This window comes from Sphingomonas sp. LY29 (assembly GCF_035593985.1).
Lineage (GTDB): Bacteria > Pseudomonadota > Alphaproteobacteria > Sphingomonadales > Sphingomonadaceae > Sphingomicrobium.
Genome location: NZ_CP141587.1, coordinates 26,041 through 47,784, shown reverse-complemented (window position 1 = coordinate 47,784; position 21,744 = coordinate 26,041). Strand labels below are relative to the sequence as shown.

The following is a 21,744-nucleotide window of genomic DNA, read 5'->3' as shown; positions in this document are numbered from 1 at the left end:
GTGCGCGATGGCGAGGGTCACGCGAAGCTGACGTCGCCCGCGCGGACGATCTCGGTGGCGCCATCGGGAAGCGTGAGGCGCATCGCCCCATCGGGCTCAATCCCCGCGAAGCGACCCGCAACGCGCTGCCCGGGCCCGCTGTGCACTTCGAGTGGCGTGCCGATCGGATGCGCCCGCGCCTGCCAGGCCTGGGCAAACGACGCGGGATTCGAGTGACGCCAGCTTGCCAGCATCCGCGCGAAGCTTGCCGCCAGCAGCGGCGCAAATGCCTGCGGTGCTATCGTCGCCAGTGGCGCAAGCGCAGTCGTACGGCGACCGCCAATCTCGGGCGCGGCGGCGAGGTTGACGCCAAACCCCGCGACGATCCGCTGGCCTGATCGTTCAAGCAGGATGCCCGCAAGCTTGGCGTTGCCGAGCATCAGGTCGTTCGGCCACTTGAGCGACAAAGGAGCTGCGGAAGCGACGCTGTCCAGTGCCTCGATCAGGGCCAGGCCCGCCGCAAGGGCCAATGCCGGCGACGAGGGATCGCCAGCGCGGACCTGAACCAAGGTCGACCCCAGGAAGTTGCCATCGACGCTCTGCCAGACGCGGCCATGCCTGCCCCGACCGCCATCCTGAACAAGCGCGATCAGCCAATCGCCTTCAATTGCCTGGTCGTCGGATAACAGGTCCGAATTGGTCGAGCCTGTTCGCTCGACGATCCGGATTCGGCTCAGAACAGCGACCCCGCGGCGCGATCGGTCATGTCGCCGAGCGGACCAATCAGGAGATAGCCGAGTGGCGACACGAACAGCGCGGCCAGCGCGATCAGAACGCCCTCAAGGCGGTTACCGCCCTTGGCCAGCGCGCGGCCGGGTGCGTCGAAATACATCACCTTGACGATCTTGATGTAGTAATAAGCACCGATGACCGAGCCGAGGAAACCGGCCACCGCAAGCGCGTAGAGCCCCTCGCCGATCGCCGCCTGGAAGACGACGAGCTTTGGCCAGAAACCGAGCAGCGGCGGGATGCCCGCCAGACTGAACATGAAGATCGCGAGACCCGCCGCCAGCGCCGGTCGCGATTGCGACAAGCCCGACAGGCTGTCGATGCTTTCCAGCGGCTCGCCATCCTCACCGCGGATGCGGAGGACGCAAAGGAAGGCGCCAAGCGTCATCACGACATAGACGGTCATGTAGAAGAGGACCGAGCTTGCTCCCGCAACGCCGCCCGCGACCAAGCCGATCAACGCAAATCCGACGTTGTTGATCGACGAGTAAGCGAGAAGCCGCTTGATATTGGTCTGCCCATAGGCCGCCACCGCACCAAGCAGGATCGAAGCCAGCGCCGCAAAGGTCATGATCTGCCGCCAAGCGTCGATCGCCGGGCCGAGCGCGTCGAGGCACAGGCGAACACCGAGCAACATCGCCGCGACCTTGGGAGCGGACGCGAAGAATGCCGTCACCGGGGTCGGTGCGCCCTCGTAGACGTCGGGCGTCCACATGTGGAACGGGACCGCGCTGATCTTGAACGCCAGTCCCGCGAGCGTGAACACCAAGCCGAACAGAAGACCGATCGAAGCGTCTCCGTCGCGCGCAAAGGCGGCGGCGATGCCTTCGAACTGCGTCGTTCCGGTGAAGCCGTACAGCAGCGAGATGCCGTAAAGCAGGATTCCCGACGCCAACGCTCCAAGGACGAAATACTTCAGCCCCGCCTCCGCCGACCGGTCGTCGGTACGGCGATAGGCAGCGAGTACATAGGCCGACAGGCTCTGCAATTCGAGGCCGACGTAGAGGGTCATCAAGTTGGTCGACGAGACCATGACCGACATGCCAACCGCGGACAGCAAGACCAGCACCGGATATTCGGCGGCATGCTCGAAGTCGCGTTCAAACCAGTGGTGCGCGGCCACAATTGCGACCGCGGCGGCCAGATAGATTAGCAACTTGCCGAACGCGCCGAAGGCGTCGGCAACGATCAGCCCCCCGAACAGCGGCCCGTCGGTCTGCGGCGCGCCCGCCAGTGTCACTGCGGCGACCAGCAGCAGGACGACCGATGCCCACGTCGTGAGCGACGCTCCGCGCTTGCCGGCAAAGGCCGCGACCATCATCAGCACGATCGCGCCGATGGTAAGGATCATTTCCGGAAGAATGGCGGCGAAATTCATCAGTGCGACTCCGCCGCGTCATGGGGTGCGGCCGCGACCGGCTTTCCGGCCGTGATATGCGCGTCGCCTTCCGGCTTTGACCGCTCGATCCGCTCGAGCAGGCGCCCGACGTCGGCACGCATGGGCCGCAGGAAGCTTTCCGGATAAACGCCCATCCACAGCACCGCAGCCGCGATCGGGGCGAGCAGCCACAATTCGCGTGCGTCGAGGTCCTTCATCGCCGCCGCGTCGGCATTGCGCTGCGTCCCGAAACAGACGCGCCAGTAAAGGTAGAGCATGTACGCCGCGCCCAGGATGATCCCGGTCGTCGCGACGATCGCGGCCCTGCTCGACACCTCATAGGTGCCGACGAGGCTAAGGAACTCGCCGACGAAGCCGCTGGTCCCGGGCAGTCCGACGCTGGCCATAGTGAACAGCAGGAACAGCAGCGCATAGATCGGCATGTTGTCCGCCAGCCCGCCGTAGCGCGCAATTTCGCGGGTGTGCAGGCGGTCGTAGATCACGCCGACGCACAGGAATAAGGCACCGGACACGAGCCCGTGGCTGAGCATCACGATCAGCGCGCCCTCGATCCCCTGACGGTTGAAGGCGAACAGGCCGAAGGTCACGAATGCCATGTGCGCGACCGAGGAATAGGCGATCAGCTTCTTCATGTCGTGTTGGACCAGCGCGATCAGGCTGGTGACAACCACCGCGATCCCGCTGAGGACAAACACGAACGGCACGAATTGCGCGGATGCTTCCGGGAACATCGGCAGACTAAACCGGATGAAGCCGTATCCGCCCATCTTCAACAGGACGCCGGCAAGGATGACCGAGCCAGCAGTCGGCGCCTGAACGTGCGCGTCGGGAAGCCAGGTGTGGACCGGCCACATCGGCATCTTCACGGCGAAGCTCGCGAAGAAGGCAAGCCACAACCACCACTGCAGCGACGGCGCGAAGTCGTAGGCCATCAGTTCCGGAATGCTGCTGGTCCCCGCGGTCAGGATCATCGCCAGCATCGCGACCAGCATCAGCACCGACCCGGCGAGCGTGTAGAGGAAGAACTTGTAGCTGGCCTTGATCCGGTCGGCACCGCCCCAGATGCCGATGATCAGGTACATCGGGATCAGGCCGCCTTCGAACATGATGTAGAACAACAGCAGATCCTGCGCCGCGAAGACGCCGATCATCAGCGCCTCCATCAGCAGGAAGGCTGCCATATATTCTGGCACGCGCTTCTCGATCGCGCGCCATGAAGCGCCGATACAGATTGGCATCAGGAAGACGCTGAGCATGATGAGCATCAGCGCGATGCCGTCGATCCCCAATGCCCACGACAGCGTGCTGCCCAGGCTGACGTTCTCGACGAACTGCCACTGTGGCCCGGCGGGGTCGAACGCCGACCACATCAGAATGCCGAGGCCAAGGTTCACCAGCGTCGCCAGCAGCGCGATCCATCGCGCTCCGCTAGCCGACAGGAACAGCGCAATCACGCCTGCCAGGAGCGGAACGAGGATCAGGATCGACAGCAAGGGAAGTCCGTTCATCGAGCCCACCAGAACACCCAGGTGGCGGCGCCGATCAGGCCGAGAAGCATGACGAGCGCATAGCTGGTGACGTAGCCGGATTGCAGTCGGGCGGTGACCCGATTGCCGACGCCCACCAAGGTGGCCGCGCCGTGCGGCCCGAAGCGATCGATCGTCTGTTCGTCACCGCGCTTCCAGAAGAAGCGGCCCAGCGCCATCGAAGGGCGAACGAAGATCGCATCGTACAATTCGTCGAAATACCATTTGTGCATCAGGAAGGTGTGAATCCCGCCGAACATCGCGACGAACGCCGCCGGCGCGTCGGGTCGGGCAATATAGTTGCGATAGGCAATGGCGAGGCCGATCAGCATGACGGCGAACGGCGAATATTTGACCCAGGCCGGTACTTCATGCGCCGCATGCGCAAGATGACTGTCGAAGGCCAGGCTGCCGCGCCAGAATTCCAGTCCGCCTTCGGCATCGACGAAGGCATGATGGAAGATCTGCCCGGCGAAAATCGCACCGATCGACAGCAACGCGAGCGGCACCAGCATCGTCCACGGGCTTTCGTGCGGGTGATAGCCCGCGGTCCCATCGACGGCCTTGACCGGATGGTCGTGCGCGCTGTCGTGATCTGAAACTTCCTCGGCCTCATCCTCGTGGTGGTGATGTGTCGCGTGCTGGATGTGCTCGCTGCCCGCCCAGCGTGGCTTGCCGAAGAAGGTCAGGAAGATCAGTCGCCACGAGTAGAAGCTCGTCAACAGCGCCGCGAGGATGCCGATGAAATAAGCAAACCCGCCGTGCACGCTGCCGCTGGCGAACGCGCTCTCGATGATGTTGTCCTTGGACCAGTAGCCCGCGAACCCGATCCCGAACAGGCCGACGCCGGTAATCGCCAGCGTGCCGGCAACCATCGCCCAAAACGTCAGCGGAATTTCCTTCCGCAGCCCGCCGTAAAACCGCATGTCCTGTTCATGGTGCATGGCATGGATGACCGAGCCCGCGCCCAAGAACAGCAGCGCCTTGAAGAAGGCGTGCGTGAACAGGTGGAACATCGCCGCGCCATAGGCGCCGACGCCGGCGGCGAAGAACATGTAGCCGAGTTGGCTGCAGGTCGAATAGGCGATCACGCGCTTGATATCGTTCTGCACCGTGCCGACGGTTGCTGCGAAGATCGCGGTCGCGGCGCCGACGTAGGTGACGACGGTCAGTGCGGTCGGCGACACTTCGAACATCGGCGACAAGCGGCAGACCATGAAGACGCCGGCGGTGACCATCGTTGCCGCGTGGATCAGCGCGCTGACCGGGGTCGGACCTTCCATCGCGTCGGGAAGCCATGTGTGGAGGCCGAGCTGTGCCGACTTGCCCATCGCACCGACGAAGAGCAGAAGGCAGAGCAAGGTCATCGTATCGACGGTCATGCCGGCAAACCCGATCGTCGAACCCGCCATCGACGGCGCGGCGGCGAGGATCGCCGGGATCGAGACCGTTCCGAAGACCAGGAACGTTCCGAAGATGCCGAGGCTAAAGCCGAAGTCGCCGACGCGGTTGACGACGAACGCCTTCATCGCCGCGGCGTTGGCCGAGGGCTTGTGATACCAGAAGCCGATCAAGAGGTAGGACGCGAGGCCGACGCCTTCCCATCCGAAGAACATCTGCACGAGGCTGTCCGCGGTCACGAGCATGAGCATCGCGAAGGTGAACAACGAGAGACATGCGAAGAAGCGAGGCTGGCTGGGATCCTCGCTCATATAGCCCCAGCTATAGAGGTGGACGAGGCTCGACACCGTCGTGACCACCACCAGCATCACCGCCGTCAGCGTGTCGACCCGAAGCGCCCAATCGACGACCATGGCGCCCGACCGGATCCAGTCGAGCACCGGAACGACCTGCGCCTCCGCGCTTCCGCCCAGGAACGACAGAAAGATCGGCCAGCTGAGCGCACAGGAGATGAATAGCGCGCCGGTGGTGACGATCTTCGCCGCCGGCTTGCCGATCACGCGACCGCCTAGCCCCGCGACCAGCGCGGCGATTAGCGGCAGGAAAACGATCAGGACGATGGGGTGCATCTTAGCCGCGCATCCGGTTGACGTCGTCGACTGCGATCGAGCCGCGGCGACGGAAGAAAATGACGAGGATGGCGAGGCCGATCGCGGCCTCCGCCGCAGCAACGGTCAGCACGAACATCGCGAATACCTGGCCGGTCAGGTCGCCCAAATAGGCGCTGAACGCGACGAGGTTGATGTTCACCGCGAGCAAGATCAACTCGATCGCCATCAGCATCAGGATGATGTTGCGGCGGTTGAGGAAAATACCGAGCACGCCGATCGTGAAGAGGATCGCGGCGACGGTCAGATAGTGAGTCAAGCCGATCACAGCGACATCCCCTCGCCCACGCCGGGCTGCATGTTGCGGGTCGCTTCGCCCGGAACGCGGTCAACCTGGCGCGAAACCTTCTGGCCGCGAACGTCGCCGCGGCTGCGGTGCGTCAGCACGATCGCGCCGATCATCGCGACCAGCAGGATCAGGCCGGCAAGTTCGAACGGGAACAGGAAGCGCGTGTACAGCATCTCGCCAAGCGCAACGATGTTGGGCTGGACGTTGCCCGTCGGCACCGGTGCGCCGGTAACCGGTCCCGCCTTCCAGGCCGACACCGCGATCACAATCTCGGCCAGCAAGACGAGCGCAATCAGCAGACCGAATGGCAGGTTGCGCGTGAAGCCAGAACGGAGTGCAGCAAAGTCGACGTCGAGCATCATGACGATGAACAGGAACAGCACTGCGACCGCGCCCACGTAGACGATGACCAGCAGCATCGCGATGAACTCGGCCCCAAGCAGCAGAAACAGGCCCGCGGCGTTGAAGAAGGCGACGATCAGCCACAGCACGCTGTGAACCGGATTGCGCGCGAAAATCACGAGCACCGCCGAAGCGATGGTGAGCGTCGCGAACAGGTAAAAGGCGAGGATGGCAATCATGGGTTGGCGCGCGCCCTACCGATAGGCCGCGTCGGCGGCAAGGTTGGCCGCGATGGCCCCTTCCCAACGGTCGCCATTGGCCAGCAATTTCGCCTTGTCGTACAGCAGTTCCTCGCGCGTTTCGGTCGCGAATTCGAGATTCGGTCCTTCGACGATCGCGTCCACGGGGCATGCCTCTGCGCACAGGCCGCAATAGATGCATTTGACCATGTCGATGTCGTATCGCGTCGTCCGGCGGCTACCATCGTCGCGCGGTTCGGCCTCGATCGTGATCGCCTGCGCGGGGCAGATTGCCTCGCACAGCTTGCACGCGATGCAGCGTTCTTCCCCATTCGGGTAACGGCGCAACGCATGCTCGCCGCGGAAGCGGGGGCTCTGCGGCACCTTCTCAAACGGGTAGTTGATCGTCACCTTGGGTTTGAAGAAATACTTCAAGGTCACGACATGCGCCTTGAGGAATTCCCACAGGGTGAACGCCTTGATGGTGCGCGCGATCATGCCGGCACTCCGTAAACGGTGAACATCCGCCAGCCCGAGATCAGGACCACGAACAACAGGCTGAGCGGAAGGAAAATCTTCCAGCCAAGCCGCATCAGCTGATCGTAACGATACCTCGGCACCGTCGCCTTCACCCAACCGAAGACGAAGAAGAAGAAGCACATCTTCAGCAGCAGCCAGACGATTCCCGGAACGTCGAACCACGGAATGAGGTCGATGTTGAGCGGCGGCAGGAACCCGCCCCAGAACAGGATCGCATTGAGCGCGCACATCAGGATGACGTTGGCATATTCGCCAAGCCAGAACAGCGCGAAGGACATGCTTGAATATTCGGTCTGGTGACCCGCGACCAATTCGCTCTCCGCTTCGACCAGATCGAACGGCGTGCGGAAGGTTTCGGCCATCGAGCTGATCAGGAAGACGATCGCCATCGGGAACAGCAGCGGCTCGAAACCAAAACCGTTCAGCAAGCCGAATCCGCTGTTCCCCGTCTGCTGCAGCACGATCTGGGTCAGGTTGAAGGTGCCCGAGTAGAGCACGACGCAAATCAGGACGAACCCGATCGACACTTCGTAGCTGACCATCTGCGCGGCCGCACGCAGCGCCGAGAAGAATGGATACTTTGAGTTGGATGCCCAGCCCGCGATGATGACGCCGTACACGCCCAGTGAGGACGCCGCGAGGATGTAGAGCAGCCCGACGTTGATGTCGGTCAGCACCACGCCGACGTCGAACGGCACCACCGCCCACACGATTAGCGCGACCGTGAAGGTAATAATCGGCGCGATCAGGAACAGGCCTTTGTTCGCGCTCGACGGGATGATGGTTTCCTTCAGGAATACCTTCAAGCCGTCGGCGAAGCTCTGCAACAGGCCGAACGGCCCGACGACGTTCGGTCCCCGGCGAAGCGCGATCGCGGCCCAGATCTTGCGTTCGGCATATATGACCATTGCCACCGCCAGCATCAGGGGCAACGCGATGACGAGGATGCCGACGATGGTCGCGACGAACCACGCCCAATCGTAGGTCATCCCCCAATTCTGGAACGTCGCGGTCATTCCGCAGCCTCCAGATAGTCGTTGCCCCGGACCAATTCCTCCGAACAACGCCGCATCGTCGGGCTGGCCCGGCAGATGGCATTGGTCAGGTAGAAGTCCTGGATCGGATAAGTGACCGCGCCCGACACCTCGCCACCAAGTGCTGGCGGGCTCCAACCAAAGTCGACGATGCCTTCCTGACCCAGCGCGGGAGTATCGGCGATCATCGCGGCGCGAAGTTGGTCGAAGCGGTCGAATGGTAACGGCTGGCCGACGAGGTCGCTGAGCGCGCGCAGGATCGTCCAGTCCTCGCGGGCATCGCCCGGCGGGAAGGTCGCGCGCTCCGACCGCTGCACACGGCCTTCGATATTGACGTAAGTGCCATGCTTTTCGCTGTAGGCGGCACCCGGAAGCACGAGGTCGGCCTGCGCCGCGCCCTTGTCGCCGTGGTGACCGACGTAAATCTTGAAAGCGCCCTTGAAGTGGCCGGCAGCGACTTCGTCGGCACCAAGCAGAAGGACCAACTTCGGCGATGCCTTCTCAAGGTCGGCGATCCCGCCGGCCTGCGCGAAGCCGAGCATGAGCCCCGCCATCCGCGCTGCCGCGGTATGCAAGACGTTGAAGCCGTTCCAGCCGTCCTTGACGAAGGGAGCTGCCGCCTTGACCGCGGCGCCAAGTGCCCCGGCACCGAGCGCGCCCGGCCCGACGATCATCACTGGCCTTGAGGCGCTCGTGATCGCGTCGGCGGCCGCCTTCGGCAGCTTGCCAAGCAACGACAAATTGTCGCCAAGCCACTCGACGTCATAGGTCAGGTCGACCTGCGGCCCAATGGCATAGACCTTCGCACCGCGGCGAACGGCCTTGCGGAGGCGCGTGTTGACCAGCGGCGCTTCCCAGCGGACGTTGCTGCCGACCAGCAGCACGACGTCGGCGTTTTCCAGATCGGCCAGCGGCGTGTTGAACCGCACCGCGCCTAGCGAAGTTACGTCATAGTCCAACCCGGTCTGTCGACCCTCGAGAAGCGACGACCCCGCCCCCGCGAGCAGCGCCTTCGCCGCATACATCGTCTCGGCGTCGAGAAGGTCGCCAGCGACCGCGGCGACGCTCGCTCCTGCCTCACGAAACTTCGCCGCGAACAGGTCAAGCGCCTCGCCCCACGTCGTCTCCTGGAGCTTGCCGTCAACGCGAGCCCACGGGCGATCGAGACGACCGCGCACCAATGCGTCGACATGGTGACGCGTCTTGTCGTGCGCCCATTCCTCGTTCACCTCGTCGTTGATCCGCGGCAACACACGCATCAACTGACGCCCGCGCACATCCATCCGGATATTGGTGCCGACCGCATCCATCACGTCGATGCCCGGGACCTTGCGGAGTTCCCACGGCCGCGCTTCAAAGCTGTACGGCTTTGAAAGCAGCGCACCGACCGGGCACAGGTCGACCAGATTGCCCGACAATTCGCTGACCAGCGCCTTCTCCAGATAGGAGGTGACCTGGCTATCCTCGCCGCGGAACAGCATGCCCATCTCGGGCGTGCCCGCGACTTCGTCGGCGAAGCGGATGCAACGCGTACACTGGATGCAACGCGTCATCGCCGTCTTGACGATCGGTCCCATATACTTGTCGTCGACCGCGCGCTTATACTCGTCGTAACGCGAATGACCGCGACCATAGGCCATCGCCTGGTCCTGAAGGTCACATTCGCCGCCCTGGTCGCAAATCGGGCAATCGAGCGGATGGTTGATCAGGAGGAACTCCATCACGCCTTCGCGCGCCTTCTTGACCATCGCGGTGTCGGTACGGATGGTCTGTCCGTCGGCGGCCGGCAGCGCGCACGACGCTTGCGGCTTGGGCGGCCCTGGCGCAACCTCGACCAGGCACATGCGGCAATTGCCGGCGATGCTCAGCCGTTCGTGATAGCAGAAGCGCGGGATTTCCTTGCCGGCAAGCTCGCACGCCTGCAGCACGGTCGCGCCCTGCGGAACCTCGATCTCGACGCCGTCGACTGTAACCTTGGGCATCTTTATCCTCCGGACGCAGTCGTTCCGGGCTCAAGGCGCAAAAGCGCCTCGGCCAGAAGGAAGCGGATCCAAGGGGCGTTCAAGCGAACGTTGAAGCCGGGCATGCAAGTACGGAAGTCGTTCCAGAGACCGGCTACCGCCTTGATCTCTTCAGAGCTTCCCGGAGTCGTCTTAAGCAGCGCAGCGACCGCGTTGCGGTTTCCCGATGTGTAGCAACGCGCAGCTCCATGGAGGTCCTTGACCTCCTGCGGCGCCGAGCTCTTGAGACGAAGGGTGTCCGGCACGCCGCCGACGCTCAACAGTCCTTCAGCAAGCGCACCGCGCGCAAAAATTACTGGCATGACCATCTGCGCGCCGCCGGGCATGCACGTATCACGTTCGCCGAAGAACAGCCGATCAAACATCGCCTCCTCATCCTTCGACCCTGGCACCGTCGCGATCAGCGTCAGCGCCTTTTTCCGTTCGTAGCGCGCCACGCACGCGCCCATGTTTTGCAATTCCTTGTACGGCTTGACGTTCGTGAGCGGAGCGGCCGTCGACATCCCGGACCGACCACCACCCATTTGCGCAGCAGCCTCGGTCGCCTGCATCGACAAGATCAGACCGGCAACGGCCGGCAGATAGGAGAAAAGACGCATTACTTGCCTTCCTCGTCGTCACGACGGTGTTCGATGGTGGTAATTCGCGGGCCACTACGACGCAGAAGCATTGTGACGGCGAGCACGATAATCCCAATCAGGGCAAGGCCCAGGATCAGCTTCATTCCGCCGCCTCCTGCATCGCGCCGTCGCGTTCGGCGATGCGGCGTTCGATCTCCGGACGGAAATGCTTGATCAGGCCCTGGATCGGCCACGCGGCAGCGTCGCCAAGCGCGCAAATGGTGTGGCCTTCGACCTGCTTCGTTACGTCATAAAGCTGATCGATCATGCCGACCTCGGCATCGCCGGTGCGCAGCTTCTCCATCACGCGCCACATCCAGCCGGTGCCCTCACGGCATGGCGTACATTGGCCGCAGCTCTCATGCTTATAGAAGTAGCTTATGCGGCTGATCGCCCGGACGATGTCGGTCGATTTGTCCATGACAATGACCGCCGCGGTGCCGAGGCCCGATCCAACCGCCTTCAACCCGTCGAAATCCATCGGCGCATCGGCGATCTCGGCGGCCGGGACCAATGGGACCGAGGAGCCGCCCGGAATCACCGCGAGCAAATTGTCCCACCCGCCGCGAATTCCGCCCGCGTGCTTGTCGATCAGTTCGCGGAAGCTGATCGACATCGCTTCCTCGACGACGGTCGGCTTGTTCACGTGGCCGCTGATCTGGAACAGCTTGGTGCCGGCATTATTCTCGCGACCGAACGACTTGAACCAAGCGGCCCCGCGGCGAAGGATCGTCGGGACGACGGCAATGCTCTCGACGTTGTTGACCGTGGTCGGGCAACCGTAGAGGCCTGCGCCGGCCGGGAATGGCGGCTTAAGGCGCGGCTTGCCCGGTTTGCCTTCAAGGCTTTCAAGCATCGCGGTCTCTTCGCCGCAGATGTAGGCGCCCGCGCCGCGGTGCACGAACAGGTCGAAGTCCCAGCCTGATCCGGCGGCGTTCTTGCCGAGCAAGCCCGCTTCGTAGGCTTCGGCCACCGCTTTGCGCAGCGCCGCGGTCTCAACGATAAATTCGCCGCGAACGTAGATGTAGCCCGCCCGAGCCCGCATCGCGAAGCCCGCGATCAGCGCGCCTTCGACCAGCTTGTGAGGATCGTGACGCAGGATCTCGCGATCCTTGCAGCTTCCGGGTTCGCTTTCGTCGGCGTTGATGACCAGGAAGTTTGGACGGCCGGGCGTCGGCTCCTTGGGCATGAAGCTCCACTTCATGCCGGTCGGGAAGCCCGCGCCACCGCGTCCGCGAAGGCCGCTCGACTTCACTTCCTCGATGATAGCTTCATGCCCGCGCTTGATCAGGTCGGCGGTATTGTCCCAGTCGCCCCGCGCCTGCGCGGCCTTCAGGTCCGGGGACTGAAAGCCATAGAGGTTGGTGAAGATCCGGTCTTTGTCCTGAAGCGAGGTGATGCCGGTCATGCGCCGAGCCCTCCGCTGACGAAGTAAATGGCGGCAATGACGATCAGCGCCAGCACGACGAACTTAATCGTACCCGTGACGAACTTGAACACCAGGAAAGCCGCGACGAGCGCGATCAGAATGGCAACGATGCTCATGACCGCTCTGCGTCCCGCTTCCAGCTAAGCGCGCCCAGGCCGCCCAGCAGCGCGCCGAGGATGATCCACACCACCCAGTCCCCGCCGGTCAACAGCTTGTAGACGCCAAGCGCGAGGAAGATTGCGCCAACGAGGGGAAATCCCTTCTTCTGGACCTCGCCCATTACCACTGCCCCCGATAGTCGTAATTGCGCTCGGCCATCTTCTTGAGCGTCGAAGGTCCACCTTCGGGCGCGCTGGTTTGTCGCTCGACCTGCGGGCCGATCTTGGGCTTCTGCCCCGACGCCAGCGCGTCGAGCACCTCGCCCATGCTGTCCTCGGTCAGATCCTCGTAATTGTCGTCGTTGATCTGAACCATCGGCGCATTGGCGCATGCACCGAGGCACTCGACCTCGGTCAGCGTCCACAACCCATCGGCGGTCGTCTTGCCTTTCTTCATGCCGCGCTTGAAGCAGGCGGCGAGAACATCGTCCGATCCGCGCAGCATGCACGGCGTGGTGCCGCAGACTTGCACGTGGAAACGACCGACCGGCGCGAGGTTGAACATGGTGTAAAAGCTCGCGACCTCCATCACCCGCACTGGAGGCATCGACAGTTCACGCGCGACAAACTCGATCACCGGGATCGGGAGCCAGCCTTGCGTCCCCGTCATTGCGCCGACCTGCCGCTGGGCGAGATCGAGGAACGGGATCGACGCCGACGCCTGTCGGCCCGCCGGGTAGCGGGTGAGGATGTCCGCCGCCGCCGAGGCGCGTACGGCGTCCCAGGCAAACCCATCCCACTCGGCGCGAAGCTCGGGAGTATCATGAGCGAAGTGACGGTCGGCCATTAGCGATCGCACTCCCCGAAGACGACGTCGATCGCGGACAGGACCGCGGTGGTGTCGGCGAGCATGTGGCCCTTCATCATGAAATCCATCGCCTGCAGATGGCTGAACGCGGTCGGCCTGATCTTGCAGCGATAGGGTTTGTTGGTGCCGTCGGCGACGAGGTAGACGCCGAATTCCCCCTTGGGGCTTTCAGTCGCGACGTACACTTCGCCCGCAGGCACGTGATAGCCCTCGGTGTAGAGCTTGAAGTGATGGATCAGCGCTTCCATCGACTGCTTCATCTCCGCACGCTTGGGCGGAAAGACCTTGCGATCGAGGCTGCCGATCGGGCCGGCCGGCATTTCCTTCAGGCACTGGCGCATGATCCGCGCCGACTGCCGAACTTCCTCGACCCGAACCATAAAGCGATCGTAGCAATCTCCGCGCGTGCCGGTCGGAATGTCGAAGTCCATGCGGTCGTAGACTTCGTAAGGCTGGCTGCGGCGAAGGTCCCAAGGAATGCCCGCCGCGCGGATCATCGGGCCGCTGAAGCCCCACGCCAGCGCGTCTTCCTTGCTGACCGTGCCGATGTCGACGTTGCGCTGCTTGAAAATGCGGTTGTCGGCAACGAGGCCGATCGCATCCTCGAAAATTTTGGGAAACTTGTCGAGGAAGGCGGCGATGTCGGCCAGCACCTTCTCGGGAATGTCCTGGTGAACGCCACCGACCCGGAAATAGTTGGCGTGCATGCGCGCACCAGACACCGCCTCGTACAGCTGCATTGTGTCTTCGCGAACTTCGAACAGCCACAGGTTCGGAGTCATCGCACCCACGTCCATGACGTGCGCGCCAAGGTTGAGCATGTGATTCGAGATGCGGGTCAATTCCGCCATCAACACGCGGATATACTGCGCGCGAAGCGGCACCTCGAGGCCCATCAGCTTCTCGACCGCAAGCACGTAGCTATGCTCCATGCACATCGGCGAGCAGTAATCCAGCCGGTCGAAGTAAGGCAGCGCCTGCGCGTAGGTGCGATACTCGATCAGCTTCTCAGTACCGCGATGAAGCAGCCCGACGTGGGGATCGACCCGCTCGACGATCTCGCCGTCCAGCTCCATGATCAGGCGCAGCACGCCGTGCGCAGCCGGATGCTGGGGACCGAAGTTGATCGTATAGTTCTGCACCGCCTCGTCGCCGGCGGTGACGTCGCCGGCTTCGGGGGCGCCGACCATGATGTCGACCTTGGTCGTCATGCGTCGTCCTTCTTCGCGCGCGGCTTGCGTGTCGCGGGCTTGGGTTCGTCGGTAGCGGACGCCTTGCCGCCCGCCGATGCCGCTTTGGCCGCAGCGGGCTTGCGCGCCGCCTTCTTGGCCTCGGCATTGGCCGGAGCGCCGGCGCCAGTGTCGGCGGTCTTCTCGGTTACCTTGGGATCGCCCGGCCCGGCTTTCGCATCGACCTTGGTCGGGCCGGTCGGCGCGGCGGCCGGCGACGGAGCGGCGGCGGTCTGACCCTCGGCCTTTTCGTCGCCCGGCAGGCGATATTCGGCGCCCTCCCAGGGCATCAGGAAATCGAAGCTGCGGAAGTCCTGCGGCAGGCTGACCGGCTCGTACACCACGCGTTTCTCGGCTTCGGAATAGCGAAGCTCGACATAGCCCGTTTGCGGAAAGTCCTTGCGGAGCGGATGCCCCTCGAAACCATAGTCGGTGAGAATCCGGCGAAGATCGGGATTACCGGAGAAGGCGACACCGTAAAGGTCGAACACCTCGCGCTCGAGCCAGCCCGCAACCGGCCAGAGACTGGTCACGCTTGGCACCGGCAGCTGTTCGTCGGTCGTCACCTTCAAACGCAGACGGTGGTTCTCGGTCATCGAGAGCAGGTGGTAATTGACCTCAAACCGCTCCGCCCGGCTGGGATAGTCCGCGCCCGCGATCTCCATCAGCTGCTGATAGCCGAACTGGTCGCGTGCGATGCGGCACGCCTCGACGATCGCATCGCGTGCGACCGTGATCGTCAGCTCACCGACATGGTCGGTGCTCGACAGGCACGAAGCGCCGAGAGCGCTCGCGAACGTCTCAGCGAAGCCGACGCGCTCCTTGATCCGGGGAAGATGCCCGCTCACCGGTCGATCGTCCCTTCGCGGCGGATCTTCCGCTGCAATTGCATGATCCCGTACAGGAGCGCCTCCGCTGTCGGCGGGCAGCCCGGAACATAGATGTCGACCGGCACGATCCGGTCGCAACCGCGAACGACGCTATAACTGTAGTGATAATACCCGCCGCCATTGGCGCAGCTGCCCATCGAGATGACGTACTTCGGCTCCGACATCTGGTCGTAGACCTTACGCAGCGCCGGGGCCATCTTGTTGCACAGCGTTCCCGCGACGATCATCACGTCGCTCTGACGCGGGCTGGCGCGCGGCGCGACGCCGAAGCGCTCGAGGTCGTAGCGCGGCATGTTGACGTGGATCATCTCGACCGCGCAGCACGCGAGGCCAAAGGTCATCCACCACAGGCTGCCGGTCCGCGCCCAGGTGACGAGATCGTCAAGGCTCGCGACGATGAAGCCCTTCTCGTCGAGCTCAGCGCGCATTGCCTCGAACTTCGCCTGCTCTTCGGGCGACAGGTCGACCGGCGGCGTGGGGTTCAATGCTACTCCCATTCGAGCGCTCCCTTCTTCCACGCATAGGCAAGGCCAAGGCTCAGCTCGGCGAGGAAGATCATCATCGCACCCCAACCGGCCCAGCCGGTGCCGACCAGGCTGACAGCCCACGGAAACAGGAACGCCGCTTCAAGGTCGAACACGATGAACAGGATTGCGACAAGGTAGAAACGAACGTCGAATTGCGCACGGCTATCTTCGAACGCGGGGAAGCCGCACTCATATTCACTGAGCTTTTCGGGGTTCGGCTGATGCGTGCCGGTCAGGCGGCTGACGATCATCGGCAGCACGACGAAAGCACCCGACAGCGCCAACGCGACCATCAGGAACAACAGGATCGGCAGATATCCGGCGGCAACACTGGCCAAGACGGGGACTCCCGGGGGGTGACAGGTTCGCGGGCTCTCTAGGACGCCGCCCCCGCGCGGGCAAGCATCCGAGCAGTGAGAATGACTCGCAAGAAAGCGAGCCGCCCGAACGACGGCCCGTCCCTGCAGGCTAGCGGAGTGAGTTTGCCAATAGCTTGTGGAGTCTCGTGTGAAGCTCGCCATTCGCCGCGAGATATTCACGCCGCTCGAACATGCGATCCTGTCCGCGATAATCACTGACAAAACCGCCGGCTTCCTTCACCAGCAGGACGCCCGCCGCGGTGTCCCACACGTCCAAGTCGTCTTCCCAGAAACCGTCGAACCGACCCGCCGCGACCCATGCAAGGTCGAGGCTGGCGGCGCCATTGCGGCGGACCCCGCACACGTCGGGAGCGATGGCACCGAAGATCCGCGACCAGCGCGCGACGTTGCCGCGTCCGAAGTGCGGCATTCCGGTGCCGATTAGCGCCTCGGTCATTTCCCGGCGCGCCGAAACGCGAAGGCGCCGCTCGTTGAGCCACGCTCCGCGGCCCTTTTCCGCCCAGAAGCTTTCGTCGGTCAGCGGCTGATAGACGAGTCCGTGGCTGATCTCGGTCCGGCCATCGGCGCGGCGATCCTCGACCGCGATCGAGATTGCGAAGTGCGGCACGCCGTGGAGGAAGTTGGTGGTTCCGTCGATCGGGTCGATAATCCAGCGTGGCTTGTCGGGGTCACCCTCAAGCTCGCCCGACTCTTCGGTCAGGATCGCCCAGTCGGGCCGAGCGTAGCGGAGTTCGTCGATCAGCGTCGCCTCGGCGCGCTTGTCGGCATTCGACACGAAGTCGGCCGGCCCCTTGCGCGAGACCTGAAGTTGTTCGACTTCATTATAGTCACGACGAAGCCGCGGCGCCGCCTTACGCGCCGCCCGCTGCATCACCGTGATCAGACCGGAATGCGAAACCATCAGTCGGCACGCTTCACATAGGTGCGCTCGTAGACGTCGACGACGATCTTGGTGCCGGCGCCAATGTGCGGCGGGACCATCACGCGCACGCCATTGTCGAGCACGGCGGGCTTGTAGCTGGAGCTGGCGGTCTGCCCCTTCACGACCGCGTCGGCCTCGACGATCGTCGCTTCGATCGTGTCGGGCAGCTGAACGCTGATCGGGCGCTCGTCGTAAAGCTCCATGACGACGTCCATGCCGTCCTGGAGGAACGCCGACGCGTCGCCGAGCAGGTCGCTGGGCAGGCTGATCTGCTCGTAGGTGTCCTTGTCCATGAAGGTCAGCATGTCGCCGTCGGCGAACAGGAACTGAAAATCCTTGGTGTCGAGGCGAACGCGCTCGACCGTCTCCGCGCTGCGGAAGCGGACGTTGTTCTTGCGGCCATCGATCAGGTTCTTGAGCTCGACCTGCATATAGGCGCCGCCCTTGCCGGGCTGCGTGTGCTGGATCTTCACCGCGCGCCAGATGCCGCCTTCATATTCGATGATGTTTCCGGGACGAATGTCGACGCCGCTGATCTTCATGGGTGATCGCCTATATGCTTGAACAGGTTGAATGAGCCGGACGGTCGCCGTCGCCGACAGCCGTCGAAATAAGACGCGCGCCCTAGCGTGCCGGGCGGTTTCCGGCAAGCAGCGGATAGGGATTGATCGGCGATCCCTGGTGCCACTTCTCGCTCGGGGCCATCTGGTTGATCGCGAAATGCAGGTGCGGTCCGTCCGGGGACGCGTTGCCGGTATGCCCGACATAGCCGATCGGTGAACCGCGGAAGATGCGCCGACCTTCCCGGAGTCCAGGCGCATAGGCGCTGAGGTGCGCGTAATAGTAGTTCCAGCGCCCGTCTTCTGACCGGACATAGGCGCTGATGCCCCCGCCCCCTTGTGAATAGTAGAGTTTTTCGACGGTACCGGAAGCGGCGGCGACGACTGGCGTCCCCTCCGCAGCCATGATGTCGATTGCATCGTGGACGCGAGCGCCGCCTGCCCTTGCCTGATTGAAGGTGTCGATCAACTCGCGCGGTTTTACGCCAGCAACGGGGACGGCCAGTCCGGCCGGACCGACCGTCACGCCGGGGATGACGGTCGCCGGTGCATCGCCGGCAGGATTGACGACCCTGCGGTCGCGCACCGCCGTGACCTCGCCAGTCATCCCGCTTCCGGTAATGCCGACGTAGAAGACGATCGCCGCGACGAGCAGCACGCCAAGAACGACGACCCATCCCAATCGACGAAAAAAGGCCGTCATTGCTGCTCCCTCAGGCTTGGAAGACCGCCTCGATGCCCGGCTTGATCATCTGGGCGAGCCGGGCCGCATCCCAGTTGGTCAGACGAATGCACCCGTTCGATTCGGCGCGGCCGATGCGATCCGGGCTATCGGTCCCATGAATCCCATAATGCTCTTTCGACAAGTCCATCCACACGATGCCAATCGGATTGTTCGGACCGGCGGGGATTTCGAGCTTGGGATCCGACTTGTCGGCATTCGACAGCAGGGCCGGGTTGTACTGCCAAGGCGGATTGTAGGCCGTGCCCTGGATTTTCCATGTGCCGAGCGGAAGCGGATATTCCTTCGACCCCATGGTGGCGGTGAACTGCGCAAGCAGCTTGCCGTTCGCATCGAGCACGCGAAGCACCTCGTCCGACTTGTCGACGACGATCTTCGCGGCGGTCGGCTGCGCGGTGCCGACGCCCAGCATGCGCAGCGTGTTGGACCAGTTCGCATCCTTCACCGAAGCGGCGTCGAAGCGGTCGGCGCCGATATTTGGCACCCGGATTTCCATACCCGCTGCGTAGGCGATTGCCGGAGCTGGAGCAGGAGCCGAAGCATTTTCCGTCGCGGTCGGATCGACCGGCTGGGGCTGACCGCCGGCCAGCATCTGCGGATTCAGCTCGGCGAGGACGGCTTCGGTCGTGTGGAAACGCTCGGCCAGCTTCTCGGCCAGCGAGGCATAGCCCATCTTGGGAAGCTTCGCCTGTTCCTTACGGTCCTCCGGGATCTGAATGTACTGGTCATTCGCGAATTCGGGAGTGATCGTCACAACACGGGTGGCGGGAATGCGCTGCCACTCGGCCAGCGCCTGCTGCGTGGGCGCGTCGAGCTTGCCGGTGATCTCCATGTCGCGCGATTCCTGGAAGCCCTTGATCGCGTTGACGGTCGAAAGGCCCATCTTTCCGTCGACGACGCCCGGCGTGAAGCCAAGCCGGTCGAGCACGACCTGCGCCTGCATCAGCGGGCGAGCCTTGTCTTCGGCGGCGGGAGCGGCGGTCGCATTGTCGTTCGAGCCCATCGCATCGACCGACGACCCGGCCTCAGCGGTTTCGGCGACAGGAGCCGCGCTATTCTCGTCATTGCCGTCGGAAACGGTGCAGGCACCAAGCGAAAGCGCGAGGACCGAAGCGGCCAAATAAAAGCGAAGCATGTTTTTCTCCACAAGCCCGACACTACGAGCGGGTTTGCGGTCGAACGATTGGGTCGCCGTAACGATCCAAGCTTATAGTTAGCGGCGCAGGACCTCGTGAAAACGGCGGACCACATTCGTCGGATCGCCATTCCAGACCGCCCCGCACGTGGCGATGAAGTCGGCCCCAGCCGCAACCAGCGGCGCAGCATTATCCGGCGTAATCCCCCCGATCGCGACCGACGGAATCTCGAACAATGTCCCCCACCAGCTTAGCAGTCGCGGATCAGGGCGATGCTCGGTCGGCTTGGTCGTGGTTGGATAGAAGGCACCGAAGGCAACGTAGTCGGCCCCTGCCTCGCCTGCTTCCATCGCCAGGTGACGGCTGTCATGGCAGGTCACGCCGATCTGAATCGACGGCCCCAGTTCGGCGCGGGCGTCGCGGACGTCGCCGTCCTTCTGCCCCAGATGAACGCCATCCGCGCCAAGCCGCTTGGCGAGCGAGACACTGTCGTTGACGATAAAGGCGCAGTCGTGATCAGCGCAAATACGCTGTAGCGGCTCGGCCAAGCGCGCCAGTTCGTGCGGATCGCTGTCCTTCACGCGAAGCTGAAACGCCGCCACCGGACCGCCGGCAAAGGCGGCCTTCAGTCGATCCGGAAAGGCGCCACCGACATCCTGCGGGCTGATCAGGTACAGTTCGCTCGGCTCGCGTCGATCGGGAGCCGGAAAGGCGGACAGGTCGACTTCGTCCAGGTAATCGTCATCGTTCATGGCGCGTGCATTAGCCGATGGGGATGATGCGTCCAATGAAACTGCTACTCAGCCTATCCGCCTTCGCGCTAACCGCATGCGCCACCATGCCGACCGCCGCCTCGCCGACGGCAGGGCTTGGTCAGACTGCACAGGCGGGTCTGCTTCGAGTTCGGCCGCTGGCGGTCATCGAAGACAGTCGCTGTCCGATCAACGCGCTGTGCGTGTGGGCCGGGCGCCTTATTGTTCGCGCCGAGGTCGAGGCGGCAGGTCGCCGAACGACCCACGACATGACACTGGGCGTGGCGACGCCAGTGACCGGCGGAACACTGACGCTGGTGTCCGGACAACCGGGCAAGCAGGCCGACGTGCCCAACGACCCCGTCGCCTACCGCTTCACCTTCGCCTTCCAGCGATAGGCCTTACGCCACCGATGCGGCGTGAATGTCGTCGATGGCCAGACCGAGCGACTTGTCGAATTCCTCGTCGCTCATCTGATGGCGAAGATCGGACAGCAGCGCGCGGCTGAAACTGGCGATCATGCCGCGGTTCTGGGCAAGCTTTGCGCAAGCTTCCTCACGGCTGAACCCGCCCGACAAGGCAACCACGCGAAGGACGCGCGGATGGTCGACCAGCGGATCGAACGTGCCCGCCACCGCCGGGATGGTCAGCTTCAGCATGACCTGGCGGTCATCGGGAAGCGTATCGAGGTGCTTAAGGATTTCGTCGCGAAGGATCTGGTCGCTAGTTTCGCGATCTTCGCTCTTGATCGACACTTCGGGCTCGATGATCGGCATCAGGCCGTGGTCGATAATCGTCTTGGCGACCTCGAACTGCTGAGCGACGACGGCCGCAATTCCGGTCGGCGAGGCACGCTCGATCACCGATCGCATCTTCGTTCCGAAGACGCCCTTCTCGGCCGCACGGTCGAGCAGGTCGCCAAGCCCGTCGATCGGTTTCATCAGCTTGACGCCGTCGGCCTCGTCCTCAAGGCCCTTATCCACCTTCAGGAACGGCACCACCCCGCGCTCCCACAGAACGTCGGGGACTGGCTTTCCGCCCGCCTCGCCGTCCATCGTGCGTTCGAACAGGATCGCGCCGATGACCTTTTCGCCGTTGAAGCAGGGCGAGGTGATGATCCGCTCACGCATCGCATGGATCAGGCCGAACATCTCGTCGTCGCTTGCCCAGCCGTCGGCTTCGATGCCGTAACCCTTGAGAGCGCCCGGGGTCGAACCGCCGCTCTGGTCGAGCGCCGCGATGAAGCCCTGCCCCTTCGCGATCTGCTCGCGCATGGCGTCGTGGTGGCGGCGGGCGTCGGCGGTCACGGTCATGAATTCCCCTGTCATTGTCAGTGCATACGTATGCGAAGGCCTCTATCGGGC

At 63.6% G+C, this 21,744-nt stretch carries 26 protein-coding genes; 1 reads left to right on the top strand and 25 read right to left on the bottom strand.

Annotated elements, in window-relative coordinates:
* Positions 1-17 precede the first annotated feature (17 nt).
* The 24 genes from SH584_RS00280 to thiE form a co-directional block, all read right to left on the bottom strand.
* Positions 18-701: a biotin--[acetyl-CoA-carboxylase] ligase gene (locus SH584_RS00280; protein WP_324809575.1), complete on the bottom strand. Its 684-nt coding sequence runs from the start codon at positions 699-701 to the stop codon at positions 18-20.
* Between the two features lie 11 nt (positions 702-712).
* Positions 713-2,146 (bottom strand): NADH-quinone oxidoreductase subunit NuoN, encoded by a 1,434-nt coding sequence (gene nuoN / locus SH584_RS00275; RefSeq protein WP_324807643.1) that lies wholly within the window; start codon positions 2,144-2,146, stop codon positions 713-715.
* The gene (locus tag SH584_RS00270; RefSeq protein WP_324807641.1) at positions 2,146-3,675 is read right to left on the bottom strand and encodes an NADH-quinone oxidoreductase subunit M; all 1,530 of its coding nucleotides are present in this window, start codon (positions 3,673-3,675) and stop codon (positions 2,146-2,148) included. The genes nuoN and SH584_RS00270 overlap by 1 nt, the downstream gene beginning before the upstream one ends.
* The gene (gene nuoL, locus SH584_RS00265) at positions 3,672-5,723 is read right to left on the bottom strand and encodes an NADH-quinone oxidoreductase subunit L (RefSeq protein ID WP_324807639.1); all 2,052 of its coding nucleotides are present in this window, start codon (positions 5,721-5,723) and stop codon (positions 3,672-3,674) included. Before nuoL ends, SH584_RS00270 begins: the two co-directional genes overlap by 4 nt.
* A gap of 1 nt (position 5,724) precedes the next feature.
* A complete protein-coding gene (nuoK, locus tag SH584_RS00260) occupies positions 5,725-6,030 on the bottom strand; it encodes an NADH-quinone oxidoreductase subunit NuoK (RefSeq protein WP_322840765.1) in 306 nt (101 codons plus the stop codon).
* Positions 6,027-6,632 carry an NADH-quinone oxidoreductase subunit J gene (locus tag SH584_RS00255; RefSeq protein ID WP_324807637.1) on the bottom strand — a complete coding sequence of 202 codons (606 nt, stop codon included), beginning with the start codon at positions 6,630-6,632 and terminating at the stop codon, positions 6,027-6,029. Before SH584_RS00255 ends, nuoK begins: the two co-directional genes overlap by 4 nt.
* Before the next feature lie 15 nt (positions 6,633-6,647).
* Positions 6,648-7,130, bottom strand: a complete 483-nt coding sequence (gene nuoI, locus SH584_RS00250) for an NADH-quinone oxidoreductase subunit NuoI (protein ID WP_324807635.1) — start codon at positions 7,128-7,130, stop codon at positions 6,648-6,650.
* Positions 7,127-8,188, bottom strand: coding sequence for an NADH-quinone oxidoreductase subunit NuoH (nuoH, locus tag SH584_RS00245; protein WP_324807633.1), 1,062 nt, complete (start codon positions 8,186-8,188; stop codon positions 7,127-7,129). Before nuoH ends, nuoI begins: the two co-directional genes overlap by 4 nt.
* Positions 8,185-10,188 (bottom strand): NADH-quinone oxidoreductase subunit NuoG, encoded by a 2,004-nt coding sequence (gene nuoG, locus SH584_RS00240; protein WP_324807631.1) that lies wholly within the window; start codon positions 10,186-10,188, stop codon positions 8,185-8,187. Before nuoG ends, nuoH begins: the two co-directional genes overlap by 4 nt.
* A 2-nt stretch (positions 10,189-10,190) precedes the next feature.
* Positions 10,191-10,826, bottom strand: coding sequence for a hypothetical protein (locus SH584_RS00235; RefSeq protein WP_324807629.1), 636 nt, complete (start codon positions 10,824-10,826; stop codon positions 10,191-10,193).
* The gene (locus tag SH584_RS00230) at positions 10,826-10,951 is read right to left on the bottom strand and encodes a hypothetical protein (RefSeq protein WP_324807627.1); all 126 of its coding nucleotides are present in this window, start codon (positions 10,949-10,951) and stop codon (positions 10,826-10,828) included. The genes SH584_RS00235 and SH584_RS00230 overlap by 1 nt, the downstream gene beginning before the upstream one ends.
* Positions 10,948-12,255 (bottom strand): NADH-quinone oxidoreductase subunit NuoF, encoded by a 1,308-nt coding sequence (gene nuoF / locus SH584_RS00225; protein WP_324807625.1) that lies wholly within the window; start codon positions 12,253-12,255, stop codon positions 10,948-10,950. Before nuoF ends, SH584_RS00230 begins: the two co-directional genes overlap by 4 nt.
* Complete coding sequence (locus SH584_RS00220; protein ID WP_324807624.1) at positions 12,252-12,392, bottom strand: hypothetical protein; 141 nt, start codon at positions 12,390-12,392, stop codon at positions 12,252-12,254. Before SH584_RS00220 ends, nuoF begins: the two co-directional genes overlap by 4 nt.
* Positions 12,389-12,556 carry a hypothetical protein gene (locus SH584_RS00215; protein ID WP_324807623.1) on the bottom strand — a complete coding sequence of 56 codons (168 nt, stop codon included), beginning with the start codon at positions 12,554-12,556 and terminating at the stop codon, positions 12,389-12,391. Before SH584_RS00215 ends, SH584_RS00220 begins: the two co-directional genes overlap by 4 nt.
* Entirely contained in the window at positions 12,556-13,221 is a 666-nt protein-coding gene (locus SH584_RS00210) for a complex I 24 kDa subunit family protein (protein ID WP_324807621.1), read from the bottom strand. The genes SH584_RS00215 and SH584_RS00210 overlap by 1 nt, the downstream gene beginning before the upstream one ends.
* Positions 13,221-14,432: an NADH-quinone oxidoreductase subunit D gene (locus SH584_RS00205; protein ID WP_324809573.1), complete on the bottom strand. Its 1,212-nt coding sequence runs from the start codon at positions 14,430-14,432 to the stop codon at positions 13,221-13,223. Before SH584_RS00205 ends, SH584_RS00210 begins: the two co-directional genes overlap by 1 nt.
* A 17-nt stretch (positions 14,433-14,449) precedes the next feature.
* Entirely contained in the window at positions 14,450-15,319 is an 870-nt protein-coding gene (locus tag SH584_RS00200; protein WP_416385135.1) for an NADH-quinone oxidoreductase subunit C, read from the bottom strand.
* The gene (locus SH584_RS00195; protein WP_324807619.1) at positions 15,316-15,858 is read right to left on the bottom strand and encodes a NuoB/complex I 20 kDa subunit family protein; all 543 of its coding nucleotides are present in this window, start codon (positions 15,856-15,858) and stop codon (positions 15,316-15,318) included. The genes SH584_RS00200 and SH584_RS00195 overlap by 4 nt, the downstream gene beginning before the upstream one ends.
* Complete coding sequence (locus SH584_RS00190; RefSeq protein ID WP_324809570.1) at positions 15,849-16,181, bottom strand: NADH-quinone oxidoreductase subunit A; 333 nt, start codon at positions 16,179-16,181, stop codon at positions 15,849-15,851. The genes SH584_RS00195 and SH584_RS00190 overlap by 10 nt, the downstream gene beginning before the upstream one ends.
* A 175-nt stretch (positions 16,182-16,356) precedes the next feature.
* Positions 16,357-17,169, bottom strand: coding sequence for an inositol monophosphatase family protein (locus SH584_RS00185; protein WP_322840777.1), 813 nt, complete (start codon positions 17,167-17,169; stop codon positions 16,357-16,359).
* Entirely contained in the window at positions 17,169-17,732 is a 564-nt protein-coding gene (gene efp / locus SH584_RS00180; protein ID WP_322840778.1) for an elongation factor P, read from the bottom strand. The genes SH584_RS00185 and efp overlap by 1 nt, the downstream gene beginning before the upstream one ends.
* A gap of 82 nt (positions 17,733-17,814) precedes the next feature.
* Entirely contained in the window at positions 17,815-18,453 is a 639-nt protein-coding gene (locus SH584_RS00175; protein WP_324807616.1) for a M23 family metallopeptidase, read from the bottom strand.
* Positions 18,454-18,463: 10 nt separating this feature from the next.
* Positions 18,464-19,627 (bottom strand): L,D-transpeptidase family protein, encoded by a 1,164-nt coding sequence (locus tag SH584_RS00170; RefSeq protein WP_324807614.1) that lies wholly within the window; start codon positions 19,625-19,627, stop codon positions 18,464-18,466.
* A 78-nt stretch (positions 19,628-19,705) separates the two neighbouring features.
* Positions 19,706-20,380: a thiamine phosphate synthase gene (gene thiE, locus SH584_RS00165; RefSeq protein ID WP_324807613.1), complete on the bottom strand. Its 675-nt coding sequence runs from the start codon at positions 20,378-20,380 to the stop codon at positions 19,706-19,708.
* 35 nt (positions 20,381-20,415) lie between these two features.
* On the opposite strand from thiE, the gene SH584_RS00160 reads away from it, so the two are divergent.
* Entirely contained in the window at positions 20,416-20,778 is a 363-nt protein-coding gene (locus SH584_RS00160; RefSeq protein WP_324807611.1) for a hypothetical protein, read from the top strand.
* Between the two features lie 3 nt (positions 20,779-20,781).
* On the opposite strand, the gene SH584_RS00155 is transcribed toward SH584_RS00160, so the two are convergent.
* A complete protein-coding gene (locus SH584_RS00155) occupies positions 20,782-21,693 on the bottom strand; it encodes a fructose bisphosphate aldolase (protein WP_324807609.1) in 912 nt (303 codons plus the stop codon).
* Positions 21,694-21,744 lie beyond the last annotated feature (51 nt).